Genomic DNA, 25,992 nt, shown 5'->3' with positions numbered 1-25,992 from the left:
TCCGATGTTGAAAAATACTAGACGAAAGCAGGCTTTCCTTTTCTATCTTTTACACAAGAAATTCACAAGCTTCTGCAAGAATATTTATCCAATGAGAAAGAATACATTCGTTACATTGTCAATATCCACAGTTCTGTTTTGACTACATTTTATATTCCTCCACAAATAACAGGAACCATAGCGGGTGTAATTATTAATCAAGGAATATTTTTTCAACTTCAATTTTAAAGGTGTCTATCCTAACGTGAATAGTAAGTTTAAACTTAAAACAAAAGCCACTCAATAGAATGGCTTTGTTTTGAATGTATTGTGACCGCACTACATAACTTTTCGTAAGCTTTGAAAATTATTTAATCGTGATTGACATGTTCGGAACTATGATATCTCCGGTGGATCCTGAATACCGTTGTGCAAATATTTCTATATAATCATTACTTAAAAGTTCTGTAGTTGCATTGATTGGGATCACCACTATATCGTTGACAACTGAACCTCTTCCGTATACTTTAAACTGGCTCAATATAGTTCCGTTTTTTGCAATATAAATTATATATGTTCCCGTTGCAGGTACCTGAAATGATACAGAACCTGTAATTTGAAATATTCTCTTGTTTTTACCAAGGTACTTTAATCTATTCGGAACTCCGCCGTCTGTTGAAAATCTAAATAAATTGGTAGATGTGGAAATCGATCCCAAGCTACCGATTTTTACAATATTACTTGGATTACTGGTGTTGAAGCTAACACCAATACCACTTCCGACAGCATAGTCTACAGTAAAATCTCCAACAGCATTGTTGTCAGATTCCGTAGGGATTCCGGAAGATCTTACAATCCAATTGTTATTAAAATTATATCCGGGAAATATACCTGTAGCGTATGGTTTAACATAGCCTCCTGTATTAGTACCTGTAAAAACGAAAGACTCCAAAATTCCACTTCCGACTGCCAAGCCAGCTGTTGATACATCGAAGCCGATTGCTGTACCTCCTTCTACATGGCTGAAGCCGCCTTGTTTCTCAATGAGGCTAAATGTTCCGGTAAACTTTTCATAAGTTCCTGAATTGTTGCCAAACCAACCCAAGTTACTGAGCAATAACTGCGATATGTTGTTGTATGTTATACCATTGGTATTGGCAGTATATTGAACAACACTTAAAAATACCAGACCAAAGCCCGAAATTGCGCCTACCGAATTTGAACCTGCAACAACGCAATCTCTAAAAACCAAGTTTTGAGCAGCGGTACCGGAAAGATTGAATACACTTCCTCCTGAAGCGGTTAAAGTGACATTTTTAATACTTCCCCCTGTAGCACCATCGAAAATATTTCCTGTAGTTCGGATGATGATATCGTTATTGGTATCTAAACCTTGAATATAAGAGTTATTGATATCAATTGGAAAATCAAATAGTACTTGGCCATTGATTTCATATAAAGTGTTGGAATTCATGACATATTTCGTTCCTGCACCAGCTGTAAGTTCAGCAGCAAGTACAGTAGATAGCACATCTGTTGATTTAATACGTTTGAAATTTGATCTTCCGGTTACACTGCTTCCCACAGCTGACCATAGCCCTGAAGGACTAACATAATAATAAAAAAGCTTCAAAGTAGTATCATACACTAATAATCCGTCAACGGGCGATGCTATTGCGATTCTTTGTGCTGTAGTCATTCTTGGAGCCAGCATCCCTTTACTTGTAGAGCTTAGATCTAAGATAGAACTTGCCTCTGGTGCTGTTGTGCCAATTCCAACTTGGGAATTTATTGATATACTGAATACAATGAATGTTAACAGTAATATTTTTTGATAATAATAAATAGTAAAATTCTTAATCATAATAAATAAATTTTAAAGATTTTTAAATATTGAAATAATGTATTTTCGAATATATTAACTTTAGATTGAGTAATAAGAAGTGATCGAATATGGAGGGTGTGAAAATTATAATTTATACAAAATACTGAAAATATGTATTTTACATATATGCAAATGTAAGATAAATAATATGAACAAAATTGTATTTTTTTTTAAATATCTCAAATAATAATGAATAATTATATTTTACTTTTTTGTAATTATTAATTATATGTAAATATTTTTATTAAATATGTAATATTTTTTAAATAATTAATGTTTATATTTTAAACATTAATTATTGTATTAAATAAATTATTTCTTTATAAAATAATTATTGATGAATAGTTTAAACACGCTATATTTGTAGTGTTCATTGATGGAATATTTCTTTATATAGACAGTATGTAAAGAAAAATATGGAAGAACTAATCACAGACTGTTATGCAAAAAACGCATGGGAACATTTGTAAGAAAAGAAGTTTGTTTACTTTCGGTTGAATAAATGCTAATCTTCTTTGACAGTCATAATTGAAATATGATGGTGAAAGTTATACAAATTACACAAAAGCTAATATTCGTGCAGATTTTCTCCATTAAATCATGACCTACTTATTAAAATTTATTTTTAATAAGTAGGTCATGCCAAAGAAAGTCAGATACTCATCATGTGAATTAAATTACCACTTAATAATTGTTCTGTGAAGAGCTTTGTTAAATTTTAAAAGAGTATTACTATGGCAAGATTTTTAAACCAATTTTTTGATTGGAATACGGCACAAAATAAAATAATAATTTTCATTTTCTTTGTTAATATTGTCTTTGTTGCATTGCCAAATGAATTAAAAAAATACTTGTTTTTTGATTATTCAATGATTAATTTTAGAGAGTATACTCTCAATATATTTCTATTAACTTCAATAATTCTTCTAACTTCATTTATAAAATATAAGCTCAATGTTAGAAGTAGACGTAAGGAGAAAAGATATTATAATTATGGGAGGATAAAATATCGATCTATAAAACCTTATGCGAAATAAAATTGAAAAAGATATGATCGAAGTTTATTATCTCCTGATATTTAGAAGAGTAGACGGGAGTTCTTTAAAGACAAGTTTGTAGGTAACATAGTTACGGGCTACTAAGAATCTTTTCAAATCTTTTTTAAGAACCAAATTTTCAATTATAAAAATAGATTTGAATTGACATTTTTACGATAGATTTAGAGTAGGTCAATTCGCGGATAAATTTTTTATGATAATGTCAAAATAATTTTTATTGATTCTGGTGATGAAAAAACCAGAGTGCAAAACATAAAAAAATTGTAAAGTAAGTTTAAAGTGTATAGCATGTAACAATAAACATCCACACCTCTAATGCGTTGTGAATTGGATTTATATTTTGTCAATTGATTTTATTACTGATGAAATGAATATTAGTATTACTCACACCAAAGTTTAAATAACACTATGAAAACTAAGCTCTGCAGACTAAAAAATTGAATCTACTCACAAACAATAAGGATAAATTTAAAAGTTATTTTTTCCTGAAAAATAATGCTCTGCTGTACTCATAATTCATTCTGGCAATATTCAGTACAGAAATTCCTTGTGGACATTCAACTTCACATGCTTCGGTGTTGGAACAATGTCCAAAATGTTCAGCATCCATTTGTTTGACCATATTGAGAACACGGCTGCTTCGTTCTTCTTTTCCTTGCGGTAGCAAAACCATATGAGTGATTTTCGCTGAAGTAAATAATGCAGCACTTCCATTTTTACAGGTCGCAACACAGGCACCGCATCCAATACAAGCCGCCGAATCAAAGGCTTCTTCTGCGGTTTGGTGAGTTACTGCAATAGCTGTCGCATCAGGAGCCTGACCAGTGTTTACAGATACAAAACCTCCTTGCGAAATAATCCTGTCGAATGCAGAACGGTCAACTTTCAAATCTCTTTTAAGCGGAAAACCCAGAGCTCTAAAAGGTTCGATCGTGATCGTTTCTCCATTCTGAAAAGATCGTAGATGAAGCTGACAGGTGGTGATTTGTTTTATGGGACCGTGTGCGAGTCCGTTGATCATCATTCCGCATTGCCCACAAATTCCTTCACGGCAGTCATGATCAAATTCTACAGGTTCGTCACCTCTAATGATCAATTTTTCGTTTAATGTGTCCAGCATTTCGAGAAACGACATATCAGGATTTAATTCTTTCAAATCATAATCCACCAGTTTTCCTTTACTCTGATGATCTTTCTGTCTCCATATTTTAAGATGTAAATCCATAATTCTCTGTTCTATTTATAACTTCTTACAGTGGGTTGTATTTCTTCAAAAACCAAAGGTTCTTTGACAAGTTCAGGCTCATTTTCACCCTTCCAAGCCCATGCTGAGATATATTGAAATTCAGCATCGTTCCTCAATGCTTCGCCTTCTGGAGTTTGATATTCTTCTCGGAAATGTGCTCCGCAGGATTCATTTCGGGTTAAAGCATCATAGCACATCAGTTCTCCAATTTCAAAATAATCGGCAACACGTCCTGCTTTTTCAAGTTCAGAATTCATGCTATCCGCCTGTCCTGAGACTTTGACGTCTATATAAAATTCCTGTTTCAATTTTTGGATTTCTGCTATTGCAAACTTTAAGCCTTCTTCGTTTCTTGCTAATCCACAATAATCATAAAGGAGTTTCCCCAATGTTTTATGAAAATAATCAACGGTTTTTGTTCCATTAATACCAATGAAACGTTCAACCTGTTCTTTTATATGCTGTTCTGCTGCTTCAAATTCTGCATGATCTGTCGTTATTTTTCCGGTATGGATTTCTTGTGATAAATAATTGGCAATAGTGTAGGGTGCGATGAAATATCCGTCCACCGAGGCTTGTAGTAGAGAGTTTGCGCCGAGTCTATTCGCTCCATGGTCTGCAAAATTCGCTTCCCCTAAAGCAAATAACCCCGGAATAGTTGTCATTAACTCATAGTCTACCCACAGCCCACCCATCGTAAAGTGTGCAGAAGGTGATATCATCATTGGTGCTTCATAAGCGTTATATCCTGTGATTTTAAGATACATCTCAAATAAATTTCCATATTTCTCCTGGATTTTTTCTTTACCCTGATCTTTTAAAGCTTTTGAAAAGTCTAGATAGACTGCATTTTTTAACGGACCAATTCCGAAACCAGCATCAATTCTTTCTTTCGCAGCTCTTGATGAGATATCTCTTGGTGCCAAATTTCCGAATGCAGGATATCTTCTTTCCAGATAATAATCCCTTTCGCTTTCAGGTATATCATTGGCTTTTCTAGTTTCATTTTCTTGAAGAGGAACCCAAATTCTGCCGTCATTTCGTAAAGATTCTGACATCAAAGTTAATTTCGATTGGTAATCTCCTGACTGTGGCAGTGAGGTTGGATGCACTTGAATCCAACTTGGGGAAGCCATTAAGGCTCCTTTTTTATGTGCTCTCCAAATTGCGGAACCATTACAGCCCATTGCCAAAGTAGATAAGTAATAGATTTTTCCATACCCACCCGTAGCTAAAATGACAGCGTGTGCGGCGTGCCTCTCAATTTCACCAGTGTCTAAATTCCGTACAATAATTCCTCTCGCTTTTCCGTCGATGGTCACCAAGTCAAGCATTTCATGCCTTGAAAATAGCTGTACACTTTTCTTACCAACCTGCCGCATCAAAGCTTGATACGCTCCTAAAAGCAATTGCTGACCGGTTTGTCCTCTTGCATAGAATGTTCGACTTACCTGAACACCTCCAAAAGAGCGATTGTTCAGATAGCCACCATATTCTCTCCCAAACGGCACACCTTGAGCCACTGCCTGATCAATGAGGTTTAACGAACATTCTGCCATTCTGTAGACATTTGCTTCACGCGCCCTGAAATCTCCACCTTTCAGCGTGTCCACAAACATTCTATAAACGCTGTCGCCATCATTCTTATAATTTTTAGCAGCATTGACACCACCTTGAGCTGCAACCGAATGGGCTCTCCTAGGGCTGTCCTGAAAACAGAATGACTTCACATTATATCCCATTTCACCCAGTGAAGCAGCGAGAGAACTTCCTGCAAGTCCTGTTCCGACAACAATTACATCCAGTTTTTTTCGGTTGGCAGGATTGACGAGTTTTGCTGTTTTTTTATAGTTTTCCCATTTTTGTTCTAATGGTCCTTCAGGTATTTTTGAATCTAAAGTCATATTTTCTCAATTTAATTGGCGGTTAAGAATATGTAAATAGGTATTAGGGCAAACCCGATACTGATAATCAATGAGTAAGCAATTCCAATAATCTTAAACCATTTGACAAATTTCGGATGAAATAATCCCAATGTTCTGGTAGCACTGTAAATTCCATGAATCATATGATAGCATAAAGCAACCATTGAAAAAATATAAATAAGAACATACCACCATTCTTTAAAAACGACCACAACCAAGATGTAGAGGTCTTTGTTTCCATCTTCGTCCAGCGGCAAACTTCCGAATTTATAGACATACCAGAAATTCTGAAAGTGGATCACAAGGAAAATTAAAATCAAAGTTCCCAATATCCCCATATTTCTGGAAGACCATTTACTGGCTCTTCCCCGATTCTCATATTGATATTTCGATCCTGTTTTGTTATTTTTCAGCGTAATGATTAGACCATCAATCGTGTGCAAAATAATACTTGAATACAAGACATAGGAAACGATTTTAATGGCGATATTTCCAGATAGAAAATGTGAATAGGCATTGAACTGTAGATGTGCCTGCTCCTGCGGTAAAAAAAGCTGAAGATTTCCGAGGAAATGAATTATTAGAAAAAAGCAGAGGAAAAGTCCAGTTAGACACATCAGTAATTTTCTTGATAATGTTGAAAGCATATTTTGTATTTGCTGATTAATAATATCCTAATATTTTCATCCAAACTCCGCCAACGCCCATGTAAATAATTAACAGAACAATTCCTATTTCCAAGCCGCGAAGCCACCAAGATTTCAAGTCGACATATCCGCTTCCGAAAAACACAGGAGCCGGTCCGTGACCATAGTGTGTCAGTACTCCAAAAATAGAACCTAGAAAACCAAGCATCATTGCCAGTAACATCGGAGGAATTCCAACTGCAATCCCAACTCCCAGTAGAGCTGCATACATTGCGGCAACATGAGCTGTTGCGCTGGCGAAAATATAGTGACTAAAGAAATAGACAAGGATAATCACCGGAAAGGCGACGGTCCAAGTCATATCGCCAATTTTCACTTTAATGAGATCACTGAACCAGCCAATGAACCCCAGTTCATTCAGTGAACTTGCCATCATCACCAATACAGCAAACCACACAATAGTATCCCAGGCCCCTTTTTCGGATTTTACATCTTCCCAGGTTAATACAGACGTCAGCAAAAGTAAAGTTAAGCCAATGAAAGCCGTTGTGGTGGCATCGATCGATAATGCACTACCAAAAATCCACAGACCCAGTAAAATAAAGAATGCCAATAACATCAGCCATTCATTTTTGGAAATAGGACCCATTTCTTTTAATTTCTGTGAAGCCATTTGAGGCGCACCATCGGTTTTCTTTAATTCAGGCGGATATAATTTATATAAAACCAAAGGCATTACCAAGAAAGCAACCAAACCCGGTAAAAACCCGGCAGCAGCCCAGGACATCCAGCTAATATTGATTCCAAATCCTGCGGCAAACTTCTGACACATTGGATTGCTCGCTGTTCCTGTTAAGAACATTGACGAGGCAATAAGATTCATGTAATAACTGTTTAATGTTAAGAATGAACCGAGCTTTCTGTGCGTTTCAGGTTTTTCAGGTAGGGAATCAAAACTCATGGCCATAGATTTCATAATAGGAAAAATAATTCCGCCGCCTCTTGCGGTATTACTAGGAATAGCTGGTGCCAAACAAACGTCGGCCAGACCTAGTCCGTATGCCAAACCTAAAGAACTTTTCCCAAATACTCTAATGAATAAAAAAGCAATTCTATTTCCTAATCCTGTTTTAATAAATCCTCTCGCTATAAAAAACGAAATGCCAATAAGCCAGATTACTTTATCTCCAAACCCTGAAAGAGCTTTTGTGATTGATTTACCGGCGTCTCCCGGTGCAAGAACCTGACTAAGTGCGGTTACTCCAAGAGCCATCATGCACATAGTTCCCATTGGAGCAGCTTTAAGGATGATTCCCAATATAGTCGCTGCAAATATGCCGAACAAATGCCAGGCATTTTCTGCTACTCCTTCAGGTGTGGGAATAAACCATAGAATCAGAGCAACAGCAAACGTAATTGCTAAGCCTTTAAAGTTTATTTCTTTCATAATAGTTTTTTGAATGTTTAAAATCTGCTTTGTACCTGAACAATAAAGAGATTGTTGTTATATTGTGCTGTTTTTGATATGCTGTTTTTATAACGGTCGAACTGTACTCCTAGCTGAATTCGAGCTCCGTAGTTTTTCAAAAATTCCAGTCCAAACATAGGTGTAATGGTTTGTCTTGGATTTGAGTTTAATCTGAAATTGGTATCTAGGTATTCATAACGGCAAGACAATTCAAAGGCACTAAGATTCCTGTGATTGACCTCATATCTTAGGTTCGGAAGGAAGTAAGCGCCACGAATCAGGTATTGATCCGGACTATCTGTTCTCAGTTCAGGAGCAACAGCAAAATAAAGAAGATGATTCGTTGCTTGTTTAGCCTCAAGTTGCATATCCAGACTCCATTTTGAATCGAAATGTACAAGCAAACTTATATCGATTCCTACAGCATAGATCTTTTTGCTAAGAACTTCGCCTATACCACCATTGATACCAAGGTTTACATTGTATTTTTTAGAAAGACCAAAGACCAATCTTGTTGAATATTGCTTACCGTTATCGTTGTCAGTAACTTGATTTTTCCCGTTTCCATTAACAATTGAAACTGCATACTGAAAAGGAATTTCACCTAATTCAAGCTGTCCGGTTGCAGAAAGTCCAATTTGAAAACTTGTCCAACCTAATTTTCCGAACTCGGTATATTGGTTTGACCAATCCAGTGACTTAATAATGTCTATAGGATACGTTTCTTCAATACCAAACCAAGGTCTGTATTGTCCTACGGTAATCGCTAGTTTCTTATTGAAAGTATATTTTAGATAGGCATTCTCCAGAACTCTGGATTTAGGATCATTTTTAAAATCAGCAAGGTTAGCAAGAACTACTACTTCCGTGCGTTTGCTGATCTGGGCACGAACCTGAACCCTCATGTATTTGACCATAAAATTATTGTTAGTTCCTGAGCCATCAGCATGATGAAGACCATTTACATCAACATCTTTATTCATACCAACCATATAACGTGCCTGAAAAAGACCTTTGATCTGAAGTTGTGGATATTTTATAACATCTTCAATTTTTTTACTTGCCGTAGAATCCGGTATTTGCGCTATTGACAGGATGCTGATTAATATTGAAGTAAGCAGCATATGTTTTTTTAGTAATGAAAAACCACTTATTTTATATATTTTATAATACATATATTGTTTTAAAGGATTCGCTTCATTGAGCAGATTTAATTTTATTTCTGATGTATTCGTTTACTGTGATAACTATTTTAAAAAGGAGATGTATGTAAAATTTGTGATAGCACTACTTTGATAGGATTCTTACTTGTGATTTTTACTATTAACTTCAAATAAGAATTAATATAAAATCTTTTTAATTCAATAATTATTGGTAGTTTTTATCATCTTCTCTTCAGATATTTGTATGATACAAAGTTGGGTCATTGAAAATATCCGGTGTTGTAGATTTTCACATACTAATTGCAAATATCACATATGATACAAATTGTGAGAATTTGATCTTTGCTTGAGTTACTAAAGGCGCATGGTAATGAAAAAATCAATACATAGTTATCATTTTATCTCTGTTAGTCCCAAACCTTTATTAAATTGATATAATTTGGTTGCAGGAACAATAGAGAGCAAATCAACTTTAGAACAAAGTAAATTGTTCAGAAACTTCAGAATAGTTTCTTTAAAAGAATCTAGAATGATAATTCACAAGTAAAGACATTTAAGTACGATATTAGAAAACCTCTGGTATATGTACGTATAGCACATGAAAATATCGTGAGCAGCGGACGGATCTTAAACTGTATTTTTATTCTAACCGTATTCATACCAAAATGATAGCATCACCAAGTATTAAATTTAATATTGAAAAAAAATTAAAGAAAGGGGTAAAAAGTTGAGCCAACATCCAATAATTGGAACTATATAGAAACTGTGGAACAAATCACTCTTAGAATGCATGACGGGAATGGGTATTCCAAACCAGCCTTATCATCGTGAGGATGGAACATGTGTACCTAGAGGAAGGTTTCCATGCGAATATATTGCAAATTATAAGGAAGATTATACTTATACATTGCTTCCTAGTACAAACAATACCTTTATTATAATTGATTAATTTTGTATTATGAAAATATATGCATATTTAATTATGTCAGCCTATTCGTAGAGGGAATATATTGAACCATAAGTTTTTCTTTCGTGCTCTAAAGTGAGGGCAATATTTGCAGACTTTATGTTTATTGACTAAGCCAAAAAAATATGTCAAGATAATTTGAGAACAAAAAAGCACATTCATAAACTTTTTATCTCTCCATAGATAATTTTGAAGAACTGAGTTCCCATGGATAAAGATATTTTTTTACAACTGTTTAGATCAATGTTCTTGGCTTCCTCTGTCATAACAATTTCATGATAACATCAATTTGTTCTTCGTTAGCAAGCTTGAAGAGATGTTTGTTAAAAGCTGTAAATCCATTTTTTTCTTTAGCTACTTCAATTGCTTTTTCATGCTTTTTTATGAAACTCTTTCAACACGTAGATTTGTTCAATTTTTAACGCATTTTCATGTTTTATTGAGTTTGTGAATTTCCGCAGTCTACTATTAATTAAGTGTTTTGAAAATGTGATATGCAATAAGAAAACCCCCGACAAATTTAGCCGGGGGTTATCAGTTATGCTTTAATAAATATATATTAACTAATAATAATCTTCTTTGAAATAGTTTTACCTTCTATTTTAATTTTTAATATATATACGCCTTTCTGTAATTCGCTAACGTTAACCGTGGCAGTTCCTTTTTCGAACTTTTGTGAAGGCTTTATAAGCTTTCCAGACAAGTCATAAATTTCATAACTACCATTTCCTTTCAGGCCAGATTCAATTGTAAACTGTCCGTTCGTAACAGGATTTGGATAAATTTTTATAAGATCTGAATCGGATTTTACAACATCACTTACAGATAGTAAACTGGCGCAGTTGCCTAATCCTACTGCACACCAGGCATTCTCAACCTGCTGTAATTCGTTTGATCCTGCTCCGTACAAATCCGTTGCTGCCTGTTTAGATGCGGTATAGGCATTTGTATACTGACTATTTGCTGTTAGATAAGTCGCTAAAGTTCTATATGCAATCTTTTCGGCTTTCTGAATGGTGATTCCTGTGACATTATAATTGGTTCCTGAATCATTAGTGCCAGTTCCCCCTACGGATAACAAATAAAACCAGAAATTTCCTACTCCGCTGTTGGTGTGTACTCCGCCATTATCAGCAGAGCCGGTAGCTGTGCTTGCCCAGTAAGTCCCTAGATAGGTATCTGGTTGTTGTGATGCCAATGCTGCGGGTCCAGAGTTTGGATTCGACATGCTTCTTAAAAATGTAAAACCAAGGGCAGGGTTGGGAATTCCTTCACCTATATTCCAGTTGGGTGAAATTCCTGAATAAAATTCAATAGCAGCTCCGAACATATCTGCAAAAGCTTCATTTAAAGCTCCCGATTCTCCCTGATAAGCAAGGTTTGCCGTTCTGCTGACCATAAGGTGAGAATATTCGTGACCTGCAACATCTATTCCGACAAAAGGGCCAAAATATCCTGCCTGTCCCTGATACGCCCCGTTTCCATAAATCATTCCTACTACATTAAAGCCTTGTTGGGTTACATCAAATGCAGCAGCATTGGCACCGTTAACGGGTTGCATTGGCACTCCAGTAGTAGGATCGGCATTAAAATTTATATCGTAGTAATTTTTAATGATAGATCCGTTTCCATCATAGCTGTTTCTGTTGTGTCTCGCGATGTAGTAGTCTTTAGATTTTTCCATAGCCCAATGTGCTTCTACCGGTGCTTTGGTTGTATTGGCAGTATAATTCGCCGTGGCGCTTGTTATTTCTGTGATTGTTCCCGTTAACTCATTGGTTGCAAGATTTGCGCTGCCGTCCCATCCTGCACCACTTCTTGTGTGAATGTTTTTAGCATTATCCTTTAACCTGAATGAACCATCGTTAGAATCGACTGTAACTGCCTGATTTCCTTTGTAATAGGTTGTGCTCGTAGAAGGGGTGTCAACAAATAAAGGACTGTAGTCAAAACTGTTGACTAAATTTTTAGCTGGTAAATTCAGCTTGATCTGGAATTCGGGATTGTAATCATAAATTTTTGAAATCTTATTAACAATCTTTCCGGTAGCATCATCAATATAGTAGTCAAATGCTTTTAGAGATCCCAAAGCTGCAGCCTGAACTTTAGTGGCTGAGTATAGTTTAATTCCGTCTCTTGTGTTTACTTTAGCGATCACATTTTCGAAGTCTCCAAATGTCGTTTTATTGTTTTTTATATCAGCGAATATGATATTTTTCACCTCAGTACGTGATAATGGCTGAGAAATACTAATTTTGATCTCGTTGATGAGTTCTCCATTCACATACGTTACTTTGCCATCTTTTTCATGGATATATAATACATCATCGTTTACTTTTATTCCTTTATATAAATGCTGATAGATACTTCTTTTAAAGCCGAGTTCATCAACAGAACTTTTTACAAATTGATAACTGTGGTCTGAGTTTGTATGGAACCATTTTCCAAAATGATTGACAAGGGTTTCCGTGGAAATATTCTGCCCTTCAAAATTTACTTCAAAATTTCCCATTGCAGATGTTGCCGTTATTTGTGGCAGATTTTGCGAAGAAACTTCCGTACGATGACTTTGTGCGTTTAACGACTGGGAAATAGCTCCCAATGTCAACACAAAGGCCAAAGTTTTCACAATTGTAACTGTTTTTTTCATAATATTTATTGATTAAATTCGACAGTTAGTATAAAAAAAACAAAAATGTTACAATGTCTGTTAATTATTTTTTTCTAGCAATACTATTAATGAAGGTTGTTAAGCGTTTGTCTCAATGTCTCGAGATCGAAAAGATCCATTTTAATCCCTAGGAAAATGATGACCAAAATGATGATCAGGAAAGAAAAAACAATAAAAAAGTATACTGAAATAAACCAGAGCACTGTATTGATAACATTTCCTTTTACACCTAATTTCCCCATCCAGAATCTTTGACTTTTCTCGAACCATGATTTTCCTCTGCGGATCAATGGCTTTGTTTCTACATCATTGAGTTCGTCGATGATCTGCACCACATCTTCAATGTATTTACCATACATGTAATACATCCAGTATTTTAATATAAATGAAATAATCAGAATAGTAATCACAAATGAAAAAATAAATATGGCAAGATTATATTTAAAATCAAACTGAAAATTAATATGAATTAGCGATAATAAAAATGCCAGCGGAATGTATGATATATAATATGAAATATAAATCTGTTTTGAAATCAATAACTGCGTTTTAAGGGTGAAAAGATCATAGTTCGTATTGGTATTTTTGTGTTTCAAAAGTTGATAAAGCTTGAGAAACCTCGAGTAATAATATACGATTATCAATAAGGTCAGTACAGAGACCAGCATTGAGATCATTCTGATATTATGATCGTCGCTGACGGACGGGAGCCCTGTGAAAAGCAAAGGCAGCGTAATGATCATCAGCCAGAATTCTGTCTGCATATTGATTCGGAGCATCTGAAGAGGCGAGTGAATCTCATTCTGTTTCTCAAGAGATGTATCAGGTGGAATCTGGCTGTTTTCTTTTTTCCAGAGTTCTTTAAAGTTATCTAAGTCCATGATAATGTATTAAACTTTTAAAAGTTTGTTTGTTTTTCAATAATATCTTTAAGCTTTGCTTTTGCACGGTTGAGTTTCACTCTTGCATTGACTTCCGTAATTCCCAATTGTGATGCAATCTCTTTGCCTGAAAAGTCTTCCAGAAAGAAAAAGATTAAAGCCTTATCAATGGGACTAAGTTCGTGAATAGCATCATACATGACTTTCATATTCCGGTCATCCTCTTCATTGTAAATTTCTTGATCTACCAATAGATGCTCAATGCGCTGATTCTGTATAAAACTACGTTTTTTTTCACTTTTTAGAAATACAATTGCAGTGTTGAGTGCCGTGCGGTAGAGCCACGTTGAGAAATCACTGTTCCCTTTGAATTCTTTGTATGATTTCCACGCCTGATAGATGATCTCCTGATAGAGATCATTTTGGTCGTCAAAATTATCCATGTACATCTTGGAAATCTTGAAAATTACACCTTTATGTTTTTCAATTCTTTCCAGAAACTCCTTTTCCTGTGACATCGTCGGCTCGGCTCTGCACAGTTAGTATCATTTTTTTATAAATGTTACAAATTATTAACAAATTAATTAACAAATTGATGTATAAGTTTCGATTATTATAATAGTTTTTAATTTGTTATACCATGTTTTGAAATTGGTTTAAGGATATTTTTTTAACGTATCAATTAAATAATTTTTCATGATTTGGAATTATTTGTAATAAAATCTTATCACTCTATTGACCAATCTTTATTTTAAAAAGCCGACCAATTGATTTTCTGTTTAGATTTATTCGAAGAGAATAGCGCAGGGATCATTTATTTATTATTGTGAAAATTTATAGGGTTAATTGTAAACAATTTAGAGCTTATAATCATAATATTTCGATAGCACATTTTTATAAATCACAGACATAGAGAAAAAAATCACATTATGTACTATTCCTGTCCCGTTTTGGACTAATAATATTCGATGGTAACTAAGCCTGTTAGAAATTTCTGAATCAATAACAAATTGATAAAATCTTTCTATTGAGAATGAATTAGGAATTTCAGACTATACAAAGAGTAGTGAAAATTGACAGAGAATTGGTGGGGACATTATATAATTTGATGATAAATTATTACTTAACTTAGCATTGCCTGATACAAAAAACGAAAACAAATACCAAATCATTAACAAAAACAAAATTAATATGACATCTAAAACATTATTTGTGACAGCAGTAATTGCCGGAACATTATTAACAGCCACATCGTGTTCATTTTTTGAAGGAGGTAAAAACCGTGAAAAAGGTACGCCAATGGAATCGTCAAAGATAGCAGTGCAAAAAATTTTGGACGATAAAGAGGCCAATGAAGGGAAGCGTTTTTCTATTACAGGCTATTTGAATTATTCGGCGGGAATGACGGTTTATGTAGAAAGGCCTCAAACAGTATATGTCAATACAGCACCGGGTGATGACGGAGAAACTATTACTCCCATAGAGATGAAATGGGCAGAAAACGGACATAACAGTGTTTTTGTTCCTGAAGATGCGGGACGTGGATCTGATAAAACAATATTTTACGATAATGAGGGAAAACCACTCACAACGAATGATAAGGTAGAAGTATCATTTGAAGTCGGGAAAGCATCAATTTATCCTTACGAAGTAAGGATAGACAAAGTAAAATAATATAGAAAGAAAGGTCGCAGCATTAAACTAATTTTTAGAAAGAATTCACTGAATAAAATTCACCCAAGTTTTTAAAAAAAGAAAAATTGTAGTTGAGGAACCTGATAATAGATTACTAAATTTAACATAATTATATGCAGGTAAATTATTTTATACTCTTATTTACGGGGCTTTTTTTAACAGGCACCTATATTAATTACAGGTATACTCAAAAGAAAGGGATGGTATTCACGTACAAGCCCGTTTTTTTAATAATTATAGGTGTTCTATTTTTGGTTTCCTTATATGGAGTTATTTTTGGAAAACCATATAATGAAATTCTACCTTTTATACGGTAAAAGCATATTACTTTTGAATGTACCTCAAGACAGAGAAATTAAAAACTGTATTAACTTCTTATTCTAGCTGAATAAGAATGATGGTCTAAACTAATTGAAATCACCGAGCTCAAAAAAGTTGGTGAACTCAAATGAAATGGAAAAAAAAGATAGAACAGGAAATAATCATTTTCCCTGATAATAAGACTGATGCTAAAATTAAATTTTTATAAGTTTATTAAAATCCGCTACACCATTTACTTAGTATTAACGAAAAGAAGTTACCAAATGAATTTAAAGATATCGCTGACGAAAAAAACACTTATTTTCTATTCGATAATAGGTTTGGTCATTAGCTGTGCTTCGATTTATAACCTGATTTGGGGCGTCATTCTTCATGAAACCCCAACCTATAGGATAGGGGTTTTCAGTTTGTTTGGGTTCATCATTTTTCCGGTACTGCTTATTTCAACCTATCTCAAAAATAAATGTGTAATTGATAAGGACGGTGTACAGATAGGAAAAATAAAATACAGTTTTTCAGAATACGACTTTTTTATAACAACCCGTCAGCTTGCATTTAAAGATAGGCCTCTTTTTTCTATTTTCAAGAAAGACTATTTCGATTTTGTCATCAAAGAATCCGGTACAAATAATATCGTATTACAGAAAGATCTGGATGTTTTTCAAAACGATATTGAAAAAATCAAACGAGCCTTCCCAGCTGGTAAAATAAAGTATAACTAGAGTATTAGAATTATTTATCTATCCTATAAAGTAACTTTAAAATTCATAAAATGAAGAAAATACTGTTTCTCTATTTTTTATTTTCAGCCCTTACAGCTTGCAAAAATGAAGGAAATAAAGACCGGAATAATAAAAGAAAAAAGGAGGACACGAAATCAGTTCCCTTTAAGAAACAGCTTAGCAGATCCTCAAAAAGCCCTGTAATTGAAACTGCACCACCTAATAAAAACCAAGCAAACAGCATTGAAATTCTTGATGCCGATCTGATGCTTTTTAATGGCAAAGTAAAAAGATTTTTCTCTTTAAAAGATTTTAAGAAAAACTTCGGAGAGCCAGATAGTACTAAACTCATAAGGCGGAAAGAACCATGCGCCTATGTCTTTCAAAATATTGATGCAACTAAAAATTTGAATGACAAATTTTTGTACAAAAATGGTTCACGTTTTGAAAATTCACACGAAAATGTAGCGATTGATGAGTTTAAATTTACAGAAAACAATTTTATTTTATATAAGGGAATAACGTTTAATGCTTCCACTACAATTGCTCAGCTTAAAAAAATATTTCCCAATGCAGTAGAAAATATAGGTACGATGAATGTTTACGGTGAGGGCGAATTGCAGATGATTCAATTAAGAGAAGGGAATTATGAGCTTTACGATGGACACATCAATATTTTTCTTAAAAATGGTAAACTATATTTTATGCAATGGTGGCTTCCGTGTTAATTGTCAATTGATGATCTGCCAAATTCAAATATAATCAAATGAGAATTACAGTCTATATCACGTATATCATACTATTTACTTTTTGCTACTATTTCCTTAACAGGAAATTGTCTAACAAATGGATATTTATTTTGTATCCTCTGCTATTCGTTGCCCCTATATTTCCGCTTAAATTTTGGTTTCAATATGCCAAATTACATTACGGTGAACATATTGCAAGCAGTTGGCTTAAAATAATACTAATGATGTCAGCCTGCTTCTGTTTATTCAATATTGTTTATGGGCTTATTAATTTTATAGTAAGTACACAGGTTAATTTTCATCAAAATTATGGCAGACCCAATACAAATCCAATAAAAAGCTTTATAGCTGGTGCATCAAATATCAAAGGTCTTTTACATTTCTTTTTTTACACAGGAGGGATCATATTGCCGGGAATTGCGATTTTTAAATATTAAAAGACGATCAATAAGAATATATGAAACAAGATTTTGAAAAAATAGAAAATTGGTTAAAAGAAAATGCACAGAAAATTCTTAACCTTTCATTGCAAGAACCCGCTATAGAAACTGAAATTAGCAAACTGGAAAAAACAATTGGTAAAGATTTACCATCCGATTTTGTAGCACTTTATTTATGGCATAACGGATTAGATGATCAGGAAAATTTTGGAAGCCTATTTTACGGTATGGCTTTTTTTTCTGTCGATAGGATCATTGAAGAATATTTGTACAAAAAAGAGCATTATGCAACTGAAAGTATTCCACTCGAAAAAGCAGATAAAGAAGTTGACCCGACTAACATGTATAATAATGACTGGGTAAAATTCGCTTCTGACGGATCGCATACCAATTTGTTTATTGATCTTGCCCCAACCAGCCAAGGGAATTATGGTCAAATCATCTTTATAGATGATGAATACGGAACAGGGATTTTAATGGCAAATTCTACAAAACAGTTGATTGAAAATTTTAGGAACGATTTAGAAAACAATCTTTATCAATTAGATGAAGACGCATTGGAAGATGGAAATCATTATTTAACAGCTGACCAAAGAATTGACATCGTAAATTGGGAAACAAGTGAAATTTGGAATCGCTAAAAGACTTATGTTAAAATTTGTACATTAGTTTGATAACTTCAAGACGTTCTAACCTCGGTATTAATCATTTAAAACTCTAAATAAATGAATAGAATTATAAAAAATATTTCAAATTTAATCATGTTAATATTTTTTTCGTTGCTGATGTCTTTTCAAACAAATAGTTTTGATCTTGACAAATTATCCTTTCCTGTAGACCTATCTGTCATCGCGAAAAAATACGAACTCAATAAAAACAGTGATTTTTCAGGTGTCATTATTTACTCCGCTACCGATCCTGCACTGCTTCAATTCTCTGGGTTTTCCTTTTCGGGAACCCTTAATGCGCAAGATGACTCCATGTTATCCAATAATTATATATCTTTTTATGAGAACAGAACGACAAATCATGTGAATGCTTTCAGGCTGGAAATAAAAACCATCTCAAAAGCGGAGAAATTTGAGAAATTGTTGGAAAAGAAATTCGGAAAAACTGATTTTTACTACCGAAATTCGGAATTCTCGTATAGGATTTGGAATATCGGCAACAAGCTGTACTTATTAGAAACCAATAATACAGGAAGTTATAACGACGAAAAATTTAAATCCTGCACATTGTATGTTGTAGCTGACGGAGATCAACTGCTGAAGGACTATTTCATTTCAGGAGGCTTTCAAAAATACGGAGATTATCTTCAAGAGAAAAACAAGCCTGAGCATAAAGGAAAAAAATACTCTTATAGAAATTTTGTGGATGAAAATGAAAAAGATGACGGCGCACATTCATTATATCTGAAAAATTATGTAAAATAAAACATTTCTATATCAAAGAAGCTTTGCAACATTGTCAGGTTACTTCGTTAAGGAAACATCTCAAACTTTTGATCTTTTGATTTTAAAATATCCAGATTTAAAATTAAAAGTATTTTAAAAACTCTTATTGTAACTTTTGACTTAAGTGCTCGTTTATTTTGGGAAATCTTTTAATTAAATTGTATTAAAAAATGAAGGAACTAATCTTGAAAAAAATTACTCTGCGTAAACGGTGGAGTTTAGGCATATTCATCACGTGTATTATATTGATGTGGGCAGGACTGTTCATTTTATTATATTATACTTTTAGTGATGATAATAACAATTTAAATTTTCCTTTTCTTCTTATTTTGTTTATCTGTTTAGTATTTAGCACTCTGGGAATTTATATGTTTAAATTCTTTAATGCATATATAACTACTGTTAATGAATTGAGCGAAAAGGAATCATCAATATTTGTTGAACAGGGAACCTATCGCCCTTTTGCCGAACAATGGTTACCTTCTTTTATCATTTACCAGGATAAAGTGCAATTTTTTAAAATATTTAATCAGTCTGCATATAATTTTACTGATATAAAAAGTATCAATTTTAAAAAATTCAATTTTACTAGAAGCAGACAGGATTGCAGGATAACCATTCAATTGGTTAAGGGTACGAAACATCATTATCATATACATGGAAATCTAACCCAAAGGTTATATTTAAAAAATGAAGCATTGGCGTGTAATCCAAAAATTATGATTGATGATCAATATGCTTAAGAGTTGTCCATTATTAAAAATAAAAAAACAGCTTGTTTTGCTTTTAGTTCTATTGCTTTGTGCCTGCAATGGAAACAGCAACCAGCAAACCGAAAAAAAGGCAGGCGATACAATAGGCATTAACCTTAAGTTAAGCCTCTTAAAAAAAAGAACGAAAATTTGTCAGACCAACATACAGAAAATGCTTCGAAAAGTAGAGTAGCAGGGAAAACCTTTGTCGGAAAATTAAGCCAAAGCTGTAGGGCGACTACGAATGGCGCATATGATATTTATATCTTTTTACATTTAAGTTTTGATAACGATAGTGTTACAGTTACGCAGAAACTTGTAGACACTGAGACGCACATTATTGATGAAAAAGCGTACCCTTGGAAAATGATTGGTAAATGCTGTGATTATTGATCATTTTGACGATTATGTTAAACTGCAAATTAAAAAAGACAAATTGATAGGCACTAAATATGATGAATCAACCATCGAATTTATTAATAAAAATGTTGATCCTTTCAAAAGATAAAATAATTAGCATATCGTAAAAAGTAAAGTAGTAAATTTAGCAATACACGTACAGTTAGTGCATTATATTTTACAAAGCCAAAAAAGAAACCAATGACAACTAGAATATTTATCTTAACTATTTTTATATTATTGACATCAAATTTAATGGCACAGAACTGTGACTGTTTAGATAATTTTAACTTTACTGTCACAAAAGTAAGTAAAAACTATGCGGGTTATAATGACAAAGTCAATCTGAATAATAAAAAAGCGTTTAGTAAATTTACTAATAACCTGTTATCAAAATCGAAAAATACGACTAATATTGATTCTTGTTATGTTTTATTACGAACTTGGACAAACTATTTTAAGGACCATCATTTGAGAATACAGCTTGACTGGCGCTACAGAGAAAAATACCCTGAAAAACTAAGCCAGCTCAATATACAGATTCCTAAATTTAAAAACCTTCCTCCTCCGGCTAATGATATCTTAGAAAAGGAAACGAGTGTAAAACAATTAAGTGATAAAACGTTATTAATAACATTACCTTCATTTGAGTGGGATGAGAAGAATAAAATAGATAGTATTATAAAAAAAAATCAGGTGCTGCTTGACAAGACTCCAAATTGGATTATCGATTTGAGGGGGAATATGGGAGGAATTGATTTTACATACAGTCCGTTTATACCTTATCTATATACAAATTCGACAGCGATATTTCCTTCAGAATATTGGGCTAGCGAAGACAATATTAAAAACTATGAGCAGCAGCTTAAAGATAAAAGTGTGGACGAAGAAGCTAAAAAATATATTGCAGATGTTGTCACACTAATGAAAAAGAACATAGGTAGTTTTGTAAACCCGGGAGGTAAGGATACAATGTATATTAAATTAGATTCTATATATGAATATCCTAAAAAAGTCGCTTTTTTAATTGATCGCAATACGGCAAGTTCAGCAGAATCCTTATTATTAACAGCTAAACAGAGTAAGAAGGTAACTGTATTCGGCGAAAATTCTTATGGAATGTTAGATTATGCCAATTCACAATATTTCGATATTTTTTGTGCAGAATATAACTTAATCATACCTATATCAAGATCAAAGCGACTTCCTCAAAATCCTATTGATAATATAGGAATAAAACCAGACATACTGATTGATAATAATGAGAAACAGAAAATTAATTTAATCAGATTGCAGTTGGAAAAATGACATTAGTTTTAGTAGATTATAACTGTTGATGGATTTCCGATTACAACACCTATTCCTGAGCTCTCCTGAATGGCTGGCATTATTTTGCAAACTTTTTGGGAAATAGAAATGATTGCAGGTAACGGACGATAACAAAAGTAATGGATTATTATATGGATCTTATTTTAAAAAACGATTTCTATTCGATGAATAATTATGAAAGAATTCCTAAATTACGCAATGATCACAGCTTTTAAATTGAAATCAATGCAAAACTTTAAAGTAATTGTTACCATTTTTACTCTATGCTCCTCCCTGTTATTTTCGCAAAATTTTAAAACATCTTTAACCACACAAGAAGGGAAAGAATTTCCAAAAATAGATGCTGAAGGAAAAGCATTGTTCAAAGTTTATTTTCCCAATGTTGATTCGGTAGTTTTGGAAGGCGGAGATGGAATGCAAAACGTACAATCAACAACCTCTAAAGATCAGGATGGCTTTTGGAATATTTCTACTTCATCACCTTTAGAAATAGGTTTTCATTATTATTGGTTCAATGTGGATGACAAACGTACCAATGATCCGAATACAAAACTTTATTTTGGCTACGGTCTGCCCACAAGCGGAATCGAGGTCAGTTCCGGAGAAGACTTCTTCTTTCAAAAAAATGTAAAACACGGGAAGATCATTAGTGACAGCATGGATTCTAAAATTATCGGAGGTAAACGCAAAATCAAAGTATATCTGCCGCCAAGCTACGGAAGCAAAAAATTTCCTGTCTTATATCTCTATCACGGAACGGGCGAAGATATTACAGGCTGGGAAAAGCAAGGATATATCAATCATATTTTGGACAATCTTTTTGCAGAAAAAAAAGCAAAAGAAATGATCGTGGTCATGGATTACGGCGTGGCGCTGAGTCCTGAAGAAGAAAAAATGCCTGACGATTATACGAGAACTGTACTTTCTTCACAAAATATAGACAAAATCCTTATTCAAGAATTGATACCTTATATCCAAAAAAAATATAAAACAAGCAGCAATAGAGCTATTGCTGGACTTTCAAGAGGAAGTTATCAGGCGATGCTTATCGGTGCCAATCATCCGGAGTTATTTTCAGCAATTGGATCTTTCAGTCCTGTAATTTATGGAGGAACAGAGTTTCAACCCTTCAAAGATCTCCCGATTGACAATTTATTAAAGTCAAAACACAAACCCTTTTTATTTATCGGAATTGGTACAAAAGAAGACAAACGATTCCATGAATACAACACGATACTGACAAATTATCTTGCCCAAAACAGATATCCAAACTTTCAGTATAAATCAGAGGGAACGTATCACGAATGGCTCACCTGGAGACGCTGTCTGTATGAATTTGCGCAGAAGATCTTTAAATAGTATAAGCTGAAATACAATCTGACTGAAAAGAAAATCAATCCTCTTACGGAAAAATCGATGGCAACAGAAATATAATTTATTCGTACAATTGATAAACATCACAATGCTCAGCGTCGGTTTTTGTTTAATAATGAGTTTTCGATGATAAATCTTGCTTCACTTTTTGATATTCCACACCCTATATCTATTCCGAAAATCGGATAATTTAAGTTGATGATAAATCATACGTTTTAAGCACTGAGCTTTATATAGTCAACAGAAGGAGAGGATGCTTTTTTCTTTTAAGGTTGAAAGAAAAACGATTTACTTATATTTGCCTCGAAAAGCAAATTCAAATGTTCAAAAAAGTAATCACTGTATTTATTCTTGGCTTTTATACGGTTTTTTGTTCGGCCCAGCAGGTTCGACCTTCAAAATCATCTGAAATTTACCGTGAACTCAAAACCCTTAAACACCTCCCTAAAGTTTTATACCTTGCAGCTCATCCCGATGATGAAAATACAGGATTGCTCTCCTGGTTAATCAACGACCAAAATGTAGAAACGGGCTATTTGTCTTTAACCAGAGGTGATGGCGGTCAGAATTTATTAGGCACAGAGCAAGGTGCTGCATTAGGTTTAATAAGAACACATGAGCTTTTAGAGGCAAGAAAGTTAGATGGTGCCCAACAGTTTTTTACCCGGGCGATAGATTTCGGGTTTTCTAAAAATACGACCGATACCTTTAAACAATGGAATGAAAATAGCATTATAGCTGATGTAGTTTGGGTAATCCGTAAATTCCGTCCTGATGTGATTATTTGTCGTTTTCCTCCTACTGCTGCGGCAGGCCACGGACAACATGCAGCTTCGGCTGTGGTTGCAGAAAAAGCTTTTAAGCTGGCAGGTGATAAAAATGCTTTCCCAAATCAACTAAAATATGTTAATACATGGCAGCCAAAACGTGTATTGTGGAATACTTTCCGATTTGGCGCGGTCAATACGACAGCTGAAAATCAACTGAAAGTCACGGTTGGACAATATGATGCACAATTGGGAATGGGCTATGGTGAATTGGCGGGATTAAGCAGAAGTTTACATAAAAGCCAGGGTGCGGGAACACAGTCTGTAGCCGGCATCAGAACTGAATATTTTAGTCACGTTCTTGGCGAACCTGCAAAAGCAACACTTTTTGATGGAGTAACTAAAACCTGGACTTCACAAGGAAACGTTGATATTGACCAATCATTGGATAAAATTATTTCCGCTTTCAATTTTAATAAACCTGATTTGAGCTTGCCTGCTTTGATTGTTTTGCGAAAAAAGGTCATGGCTCTAAAAGATGTAGACCTAAAAAGTGATAAAATTAAATCTCTTGACAATATTATTTTAAGCTGTGCGGGGTTTATGGGTGAGGTAGTTACCAATCAGGCTGAAGCTGTTGCCGGGGATCATTACAATTTCAGGTTAAATCTGATTTCAAGAGCTGAAAATCCTGTCGTTTTAGAAAATGTAAAATGGTTAAGTCAATCAGAAATTTTCAACAGAAAACTATCAAAAGATTCTTTAATTACTATTCAGAATGAAATTCAGATTCCTGCTGATGCAGCACTTACAGAACCTTACTGGTTGGCAAAACCTCCCACGAATGCTGCAACTTTCTTTGTTCCAAATGATACTTTAATCGGTTTGCCTGAGGCAGAATCACCACTGAATGTTTTGCTTGATTTAAAAATCGGTTCAGAAAAGTTTCAGGTTAAACTTCCTTTATCTTTCAAAAAATTAGACCCGGTGCGTGGTGATGTGGTTGAAGCCTTGCGCATTGTTCCAGCATTGGAAATGAAATTTACACAACCACTTTATGTAGCCAAAGAAAATGAAGACTTACATTTGAGTTTAAATGTTAAGGTTAATTCTAACAAAAATTTTAATAAAGGTGCTCTAAACCTTATGTATAACGGAGAACGATTAGGCGGCGCTGATGTAAGTTCGCTCAATGGAAAAGATATTACCATCGATTACGTTATTCCAAAAACGAAGCTTGCCACAATAAACTCATCCCGTTTGCAATTGGATGCCAATTATATTGCAAATGGAGTCACTTATAATAAAAAACAGGTATTAATTCAGTACCCGCATTTACCCTCTTTACAATATTTTGTGCCTGCAACGGTAACCGTAATGAAAGGCGATATTCAGGCGAAGGTTAAAAAAGTGGGTTACATAGAAGGTGCGGGCGATTTCATTCCTGAGTTTCTACGCATTGCAGGTATTCAGGTAGATGTCTTGAAAGACGAAGATTTTTATGGCAGCTTAAATGAATCCGGAGCAAATGTTAGTCAAAACAAGCTGTCGCAATATGATGCCATCGTCTTGGGTGTTCGTGCAAACAACACAGAAAAAAAGCTGGGCCGTTGGATGCCTTTTTTATGGTCTTATGTAAAAGCCGGGGGTAATTTGGTGATGCAGTATAACACCAACCAGGATACAACCGTTGACCAATTGGGAATGTACAATTTCAGTATTGCCAATAAGCGGGTGACCGAAGAAAATGCTGCGGTTACCTTTTTAAATCCAAATCACAAATTACTGAACTTCCCGAACAAAATTACTGCGGACGATTTTAAAGATTGGGTACAGGAGCGTGGCGCCTATTTCCCAGCTCAATGGGATGCGGCGTATGAACCGCTTTTTGAAATGCACGATACGGGTGAAGAACCTCTGCAGGGCTCAACTTTATATGCGAAATATGGAAAGGGTAATTTTATTTATACACCGTTAGCATTTTTCAGACAGCTGCCTGTGGGAAATGTTGGGGCGGCACGTTTATTTTTAAACTTTTTATCTGCACAGAAAAACTAATGAGTAATCAATTTAAAAACTGGAACACCTGGTACATACTAT

19 protein-coding genes are annotated in these 25,992 nt (G+C 34.2%); 10 read left to right on the top strand and 9 right to left on the bottom strand.

What is annotated here, in order from left to right; translation table 11 throughout:
• Nucleotides 1-346: 346 nt before the first annotated feature.
• The 9 genes from MQX03_RS03985 to MQX03_RS03945 form a co-directional block, all read right to left on the bottom strand.
• Nucleotides 347-1,843: a hypothetical protein gene (locus MQX03_RS03985; RefSeq protein ID WP_242801696.1), complete on the bottom strand. Its 1,497-nt coding sequence runs from the start codon at nt 1,841-1,843 to the stop codon at nt 347-349.
• A 1,554-nt stretch (nt 1,844-3,397) separates the two neighbouring features.
• Nucleotides 3,398-4,147 (bottom strand): succinate dehydrogenase/fumarate reductase iron-sulfur subunit, encoded by a 750-nt coding sequence (locus MQX03_RS03980; RefSeq protein ID WP_242801694.1) that lies wholly within the window; start codon nt 4,145-4,147, stop codon nt 3,398-3,400.
• 11 nt (nt 4,148-4,158) lie between these two features.
• Complete coding sequence (locus tag MQX03_RS03975) at nt 4,159-6,072, bottom strand: fumarate reductase/succinate dehydrogenase flavoprotein subunit (RefSeq protein ID WP_242801692.1); 1,914 nt, start codon at nt 6,070-6,072, stop codon at nt 4,159-4,161.
• An 11-nt stretch (nt 6,073-6,083) separates the two neighbouring features.
• Nucleotides 6,084-6,740, bottom strand: coding sequence for a succinate dehydrogenase cytochrome b subunit (locus MQX03_RS03970; protein ID WP_242801690.1), 657 nt, complete (start codon nt 6,738-6,740; stop codon nt 6,084-6,086).
• 16 nt (nt 6,741-6,756) lie between these two features.
• Nucleotides 6,757-8,187, bottom strand: a complete 1,431-nt coding sequence (locus tag MQX03_RS03965; RefSeq protein ID WP_242801688.1) for an anion permease — start codon at nt 8,185-8,187, stop codon at nt 6,757-6,759.
• Between the two features lie 17 nt (nt 8,188-8,204).
• Nucleotides 8,205-9,332 (bottom strand): porin, encoded by a 1,128-nt coding sequence (locus MQX03_RS03960; RefSeq protein ID WP_242801686.1) that lies wholly within the window; start codon nt 9,330-9,332, stop codon nt 8,205-8,207.
• 1,565 nt (nt 9,333-10,897) lie between these two features.
• Nucleotides 10,898-12,988: a M4 family metallopeptidase gene (locus tag MQX03_RS03955; protein ID WP_242801683.1), complete on the bottom strand. Its 2,091-nt coding sequence runs from the start codon at nt 12,986-12,988 to the stop codon at nt 10,898-10,900.
• 86 nt (nt 12,989-13,074) lie between these two features.
• Nucleotides 13,075-13,890, bottom strand: coding sequence for a hypothetical protein (locus tag MQX03_RS03950; protein ID WP_242801680.1), 816 nt, complete (start codon nt 13,888-13,890; stop codon nt 13,075-13,077).
• 17 nt (nt 13,891-13,907) lie between these two features.
• A complete protein-coding gene (locus MQX03_RS03945; RefSeq protein ID WP_242801677.1) occupies nt 13,908-14,408 on the bottom strand; it encodes an RNA polymerase sigma factor in 501 nt (166 codons plus the stop codon).
• 673 nt (nt 14,409-15,081) lie between these two features.
• Between MQX03_RS03945 and MQX03_RS03940 the strand changes: the two genes are divergently transcribed.
• The 10 genes from MQX03_RS03940 to MQX03_RS03895 all read left to right on the top strand — a co-directional run bounded on the left by MQX03_RS03940 (nt 15,082) and on the right by MQX03_RS03895 (nt 25,950).
• Complete coding sequence (locus MQX03_RS03940; RefSeq protein WP_242801674.1) at nt 15,082-15,564, top strand: hypothetical protein; 483 nt, start codon at nt 15,082-15,084, stop codon at nt 15,562-15,564.
• A gap of 605 nt (nt 15,565-16,169) precedes the next feature.
• Entirely contained in the window at nt 16,170-16,628 is a 459-nt protein-coding gene (locus tag MQX03_RS03935) for a hypothetical protein (protein ID WP_242801672.1), read from the top strand.
• Between the two features lie 50 nt (nt 16,629-16,678).
• The gene (locus MQX03_RS03930; RefSeq protein ID WP_242801670.1) at nt 16,679-17,356 is read left to right on the top strand and encodes a hypothetical protein; all 678 of its coding nucleotides are present in this window, start codon (nt 16,679-16,681) and stop codon (nt 17,354-17,356) included.
• Nucleotides 17,357-17,834: 478 nt separating this feature from the next.
• A complete protein-coding gene (locus tag MQX03_RS03925; RefSeq protein WP_242801668.1) occupies nt 17,835-18,458 on the top strand; it encodes an SMI1/KNR4 family protein in 624 nt (207 codons plus the stop codon).
• Between the two features lie 84 nt (nt 18,459-18,542).
• Nucleotides 18,543-19,250 (top strand): hypothetical protein, encoded by a 708-nt coding sequence (locus tag MQX03_RS03920; protein ID WP_242801666.1) that lies wholly within the window; start codon nt 18,543-18,545, stop codon nt 19,248-19,250.
• A 191-nt stretch (nt 19,251-19,441) separates the two neighbouring features.
• The gene (locus MQX03_RS03915; protein ID WP_242801664.1) at nt 19,442-20,014 is read left to right on the top strand and encodes a hypothetical protein; all 573 of its coding nucleotides are present in this window, start codon (nt 19,442-19,444) and stop codon (nt 20,012-20,014) included.
• Between the two features lie 159 nt (nt 20,015-20,173).
• Nucleotides 20,174-20,416, top strand: a complete 243-nt coding sequence (locus MQX03_RS03910) for a hypothetical protein (protein ID WP_242801663.1) — start codon at nt 20,174-20,176, stop codon at nt 20,414-20,416.
• Nucleotides 20,417-20,623: 207 nt separating this feature from the next.
• Nucleotides 20,624-21,730: a S41 family peptidase gene (locus MQX03_RS03905; RefSeq protein ID WP_242801661.1), complete on the top strand. Its 1,107-nt coding sequence runs from the start codon at nt 20,624-20,626 to the stop codon at nt 21,728-21,730.
• Nucleotides 21,731-21,976: 246 nt separating this feature from the next.
• On the top strand, nt 21,977-23,110 hold the full coding sequence (locus tag MQX03_RS03900; RefSeq protein WP_242801660.1) for an alpha/beta hydrolase-fold protein: 1,134 nt from the start codon (nt 21,977-21,979) through the stop codon (nt 23,108-23,110).
• Between the two features lie 335 nt (nt 23,111-23,445).
• Nucleotides 23,446-25,950 carry a PIG-L family deacetylase gene (locus tag MQX03_RS03895; protein ID WP_242801658.1) on the top strand — a complete coding sequence of 835 codons (2,505 nt, stop codon included), beginning with the start codon at nt 23,446-23,448 and terminating at the stop codon, nt 25,948-25,950.
• Nucleotides 25,951-25,992 lie beyond the last annotated feature (42 nt).

This window comes from Chryseobacterium aahli (assembly GCF_022699665.1).
Taxonomy (GTDB): domain Bacteria; phylum Bacteroidota; class Bacteroidia; order Flavobacteriales; family Weeksellaceae; genus Chryseobacterium; species Chryseobacterium aahli.
This window is presented reverse-complemented; position numbering and strand designations above follow the sequence as displayed.

What these genes read in the sequence shown, in the direction of transcription:
- MQX03_RS03985 (WP_242801696.1), bottom strand. Translation starts at nt 1,843, where the DNA reads ATGATTAAGAATTTTACTATTTATTATTATCAAAAAATATTACTGTTA.
- MQX03_RS03980 (WP_242801694.1), bottom strand. Translation starts at nt 4,147, where the DNA reads ATGGATTTACATCTTAAAATATGGAGACAGAAAGATCATCAGAGTAAA.
- MQX03_RS03975 (WP_242801692.1), bottom strand. Translation starts at nt 6,072, where the DNA reads ATGACTTTAGATTCAAAAATACCTGAAGGACCATTAGAACAAAAATGG.
- MQX03_RS03970 (WP_242801690.1), bottom strand. Translation starts at nt 6,740, where the DNA reads ATGCTTTCAACATTATCAAGAAAATTACTGATGTGTCTAACTGGACTT.
- MQX03_RS03965 (WP_242801688.1), bottom strand. Translation starts at nt 8,187, where the DNA reads ATGAAAGAAATAAACTTTAAAGGCTTAGCAATTACGTTTGCTGTTGCT.
- MQX03_RS03960 (WP_242801686.1), bottom strand. Translation starts at nt 9,332, where the DNA reads ATGCTGCTTACTTCAATATTAATCAGCATCCTGTCAATAGCGCAAATA.
- MQX03_RS03955 (WP_242801683.1), bottom strand. Translation starts at nt 12,988, where the DNA reads ATGAAAAAAACAGTTACAATTGTGAAAACTTTGGCCTTTGTGTTGACA.
- MQX03_RS03950 (WP_242801680.1), bottom strand. Translation starts at nt 13,890, where the DNA reads ATGGACTTAGATAACTTTAAAGAACTCTGGAAAAAAGAAAACAGCCAG.
- MQX03_RS03945 (WP_242801677.1), bottom strand. Translation starts at nt 14,408, where the DNA reads ATGTCACAGGAAAAGGAGTTTCTGGAAAGAATTGAAAAACATAAAGGT.
- MQX03_RS03940 (WP_242801674.1), top strand. Translation starts at nt 15,082, where the DNA reads ATGACATCTAAAACATTATTTGTGACAGCAGTAATTGCCGGAACATTA.
- MQX03_RS03935 (WP_242801672.1), top strand. Translation starts at nt 16,170, where the DNA reads ATGAATTTAAAGATATCGCTGACGAAAAAAACACTTATTTTCTATTCG.
- MQX03_RS03930 (WP_242801670.1), top strand. Translation starts at nt 16,679, where the DNA reads ATGAAGAAAATACTGTTTCTCTATTTTTTATTTTCAGCCCTTACAGCT.
- MQX03_RS03925 (WP_242801668.1), top strand. Translation starts at nt 17,835, where the DNA reads ATGAAACAAGATTTTGAAAAAATAGAAAATTGGTTAAAAGAAAATGCA.
- MQX03_RS03920 (WP_242801666.1), top strand. Translation starts at nt 18,543, where the DNA reads ATGAATAGAATTATAAAAAATATTTCAAATTTAATCATGTTAATATTT.
- MQX03_RS03915 (WP_242801664.1), top strand. Translation starts at nt 19,442, where the DNA reads ATGAAGGAACTAATCTTGAAAAAAATTACTCTGCGTAAACGGTGGAGT.
- MQX03_RS03905 (WP_242801661.1), top strand. Translation starts at nt 20,624, where the DNA reads ATGACAACTAGAATATTTATCTTAACTATTTTTATATTATTGACATCA.
- MQX03_RS03900 (WP_242801660.1), top strand. Translation starts at nt 21,977, where the DNA reads ATGCAAAACTTTAAAGTAATTGTTACCATTTTTACTCTATGCTCCTCC.
- MQX03_RS03895 (WP_242801658.1), top strand. Translation starts at nt 23,446, where the DNA reads ATGTTCAAAAAAGTAATCACTGTATTTATTCTTGGCTTTTATACGGTT.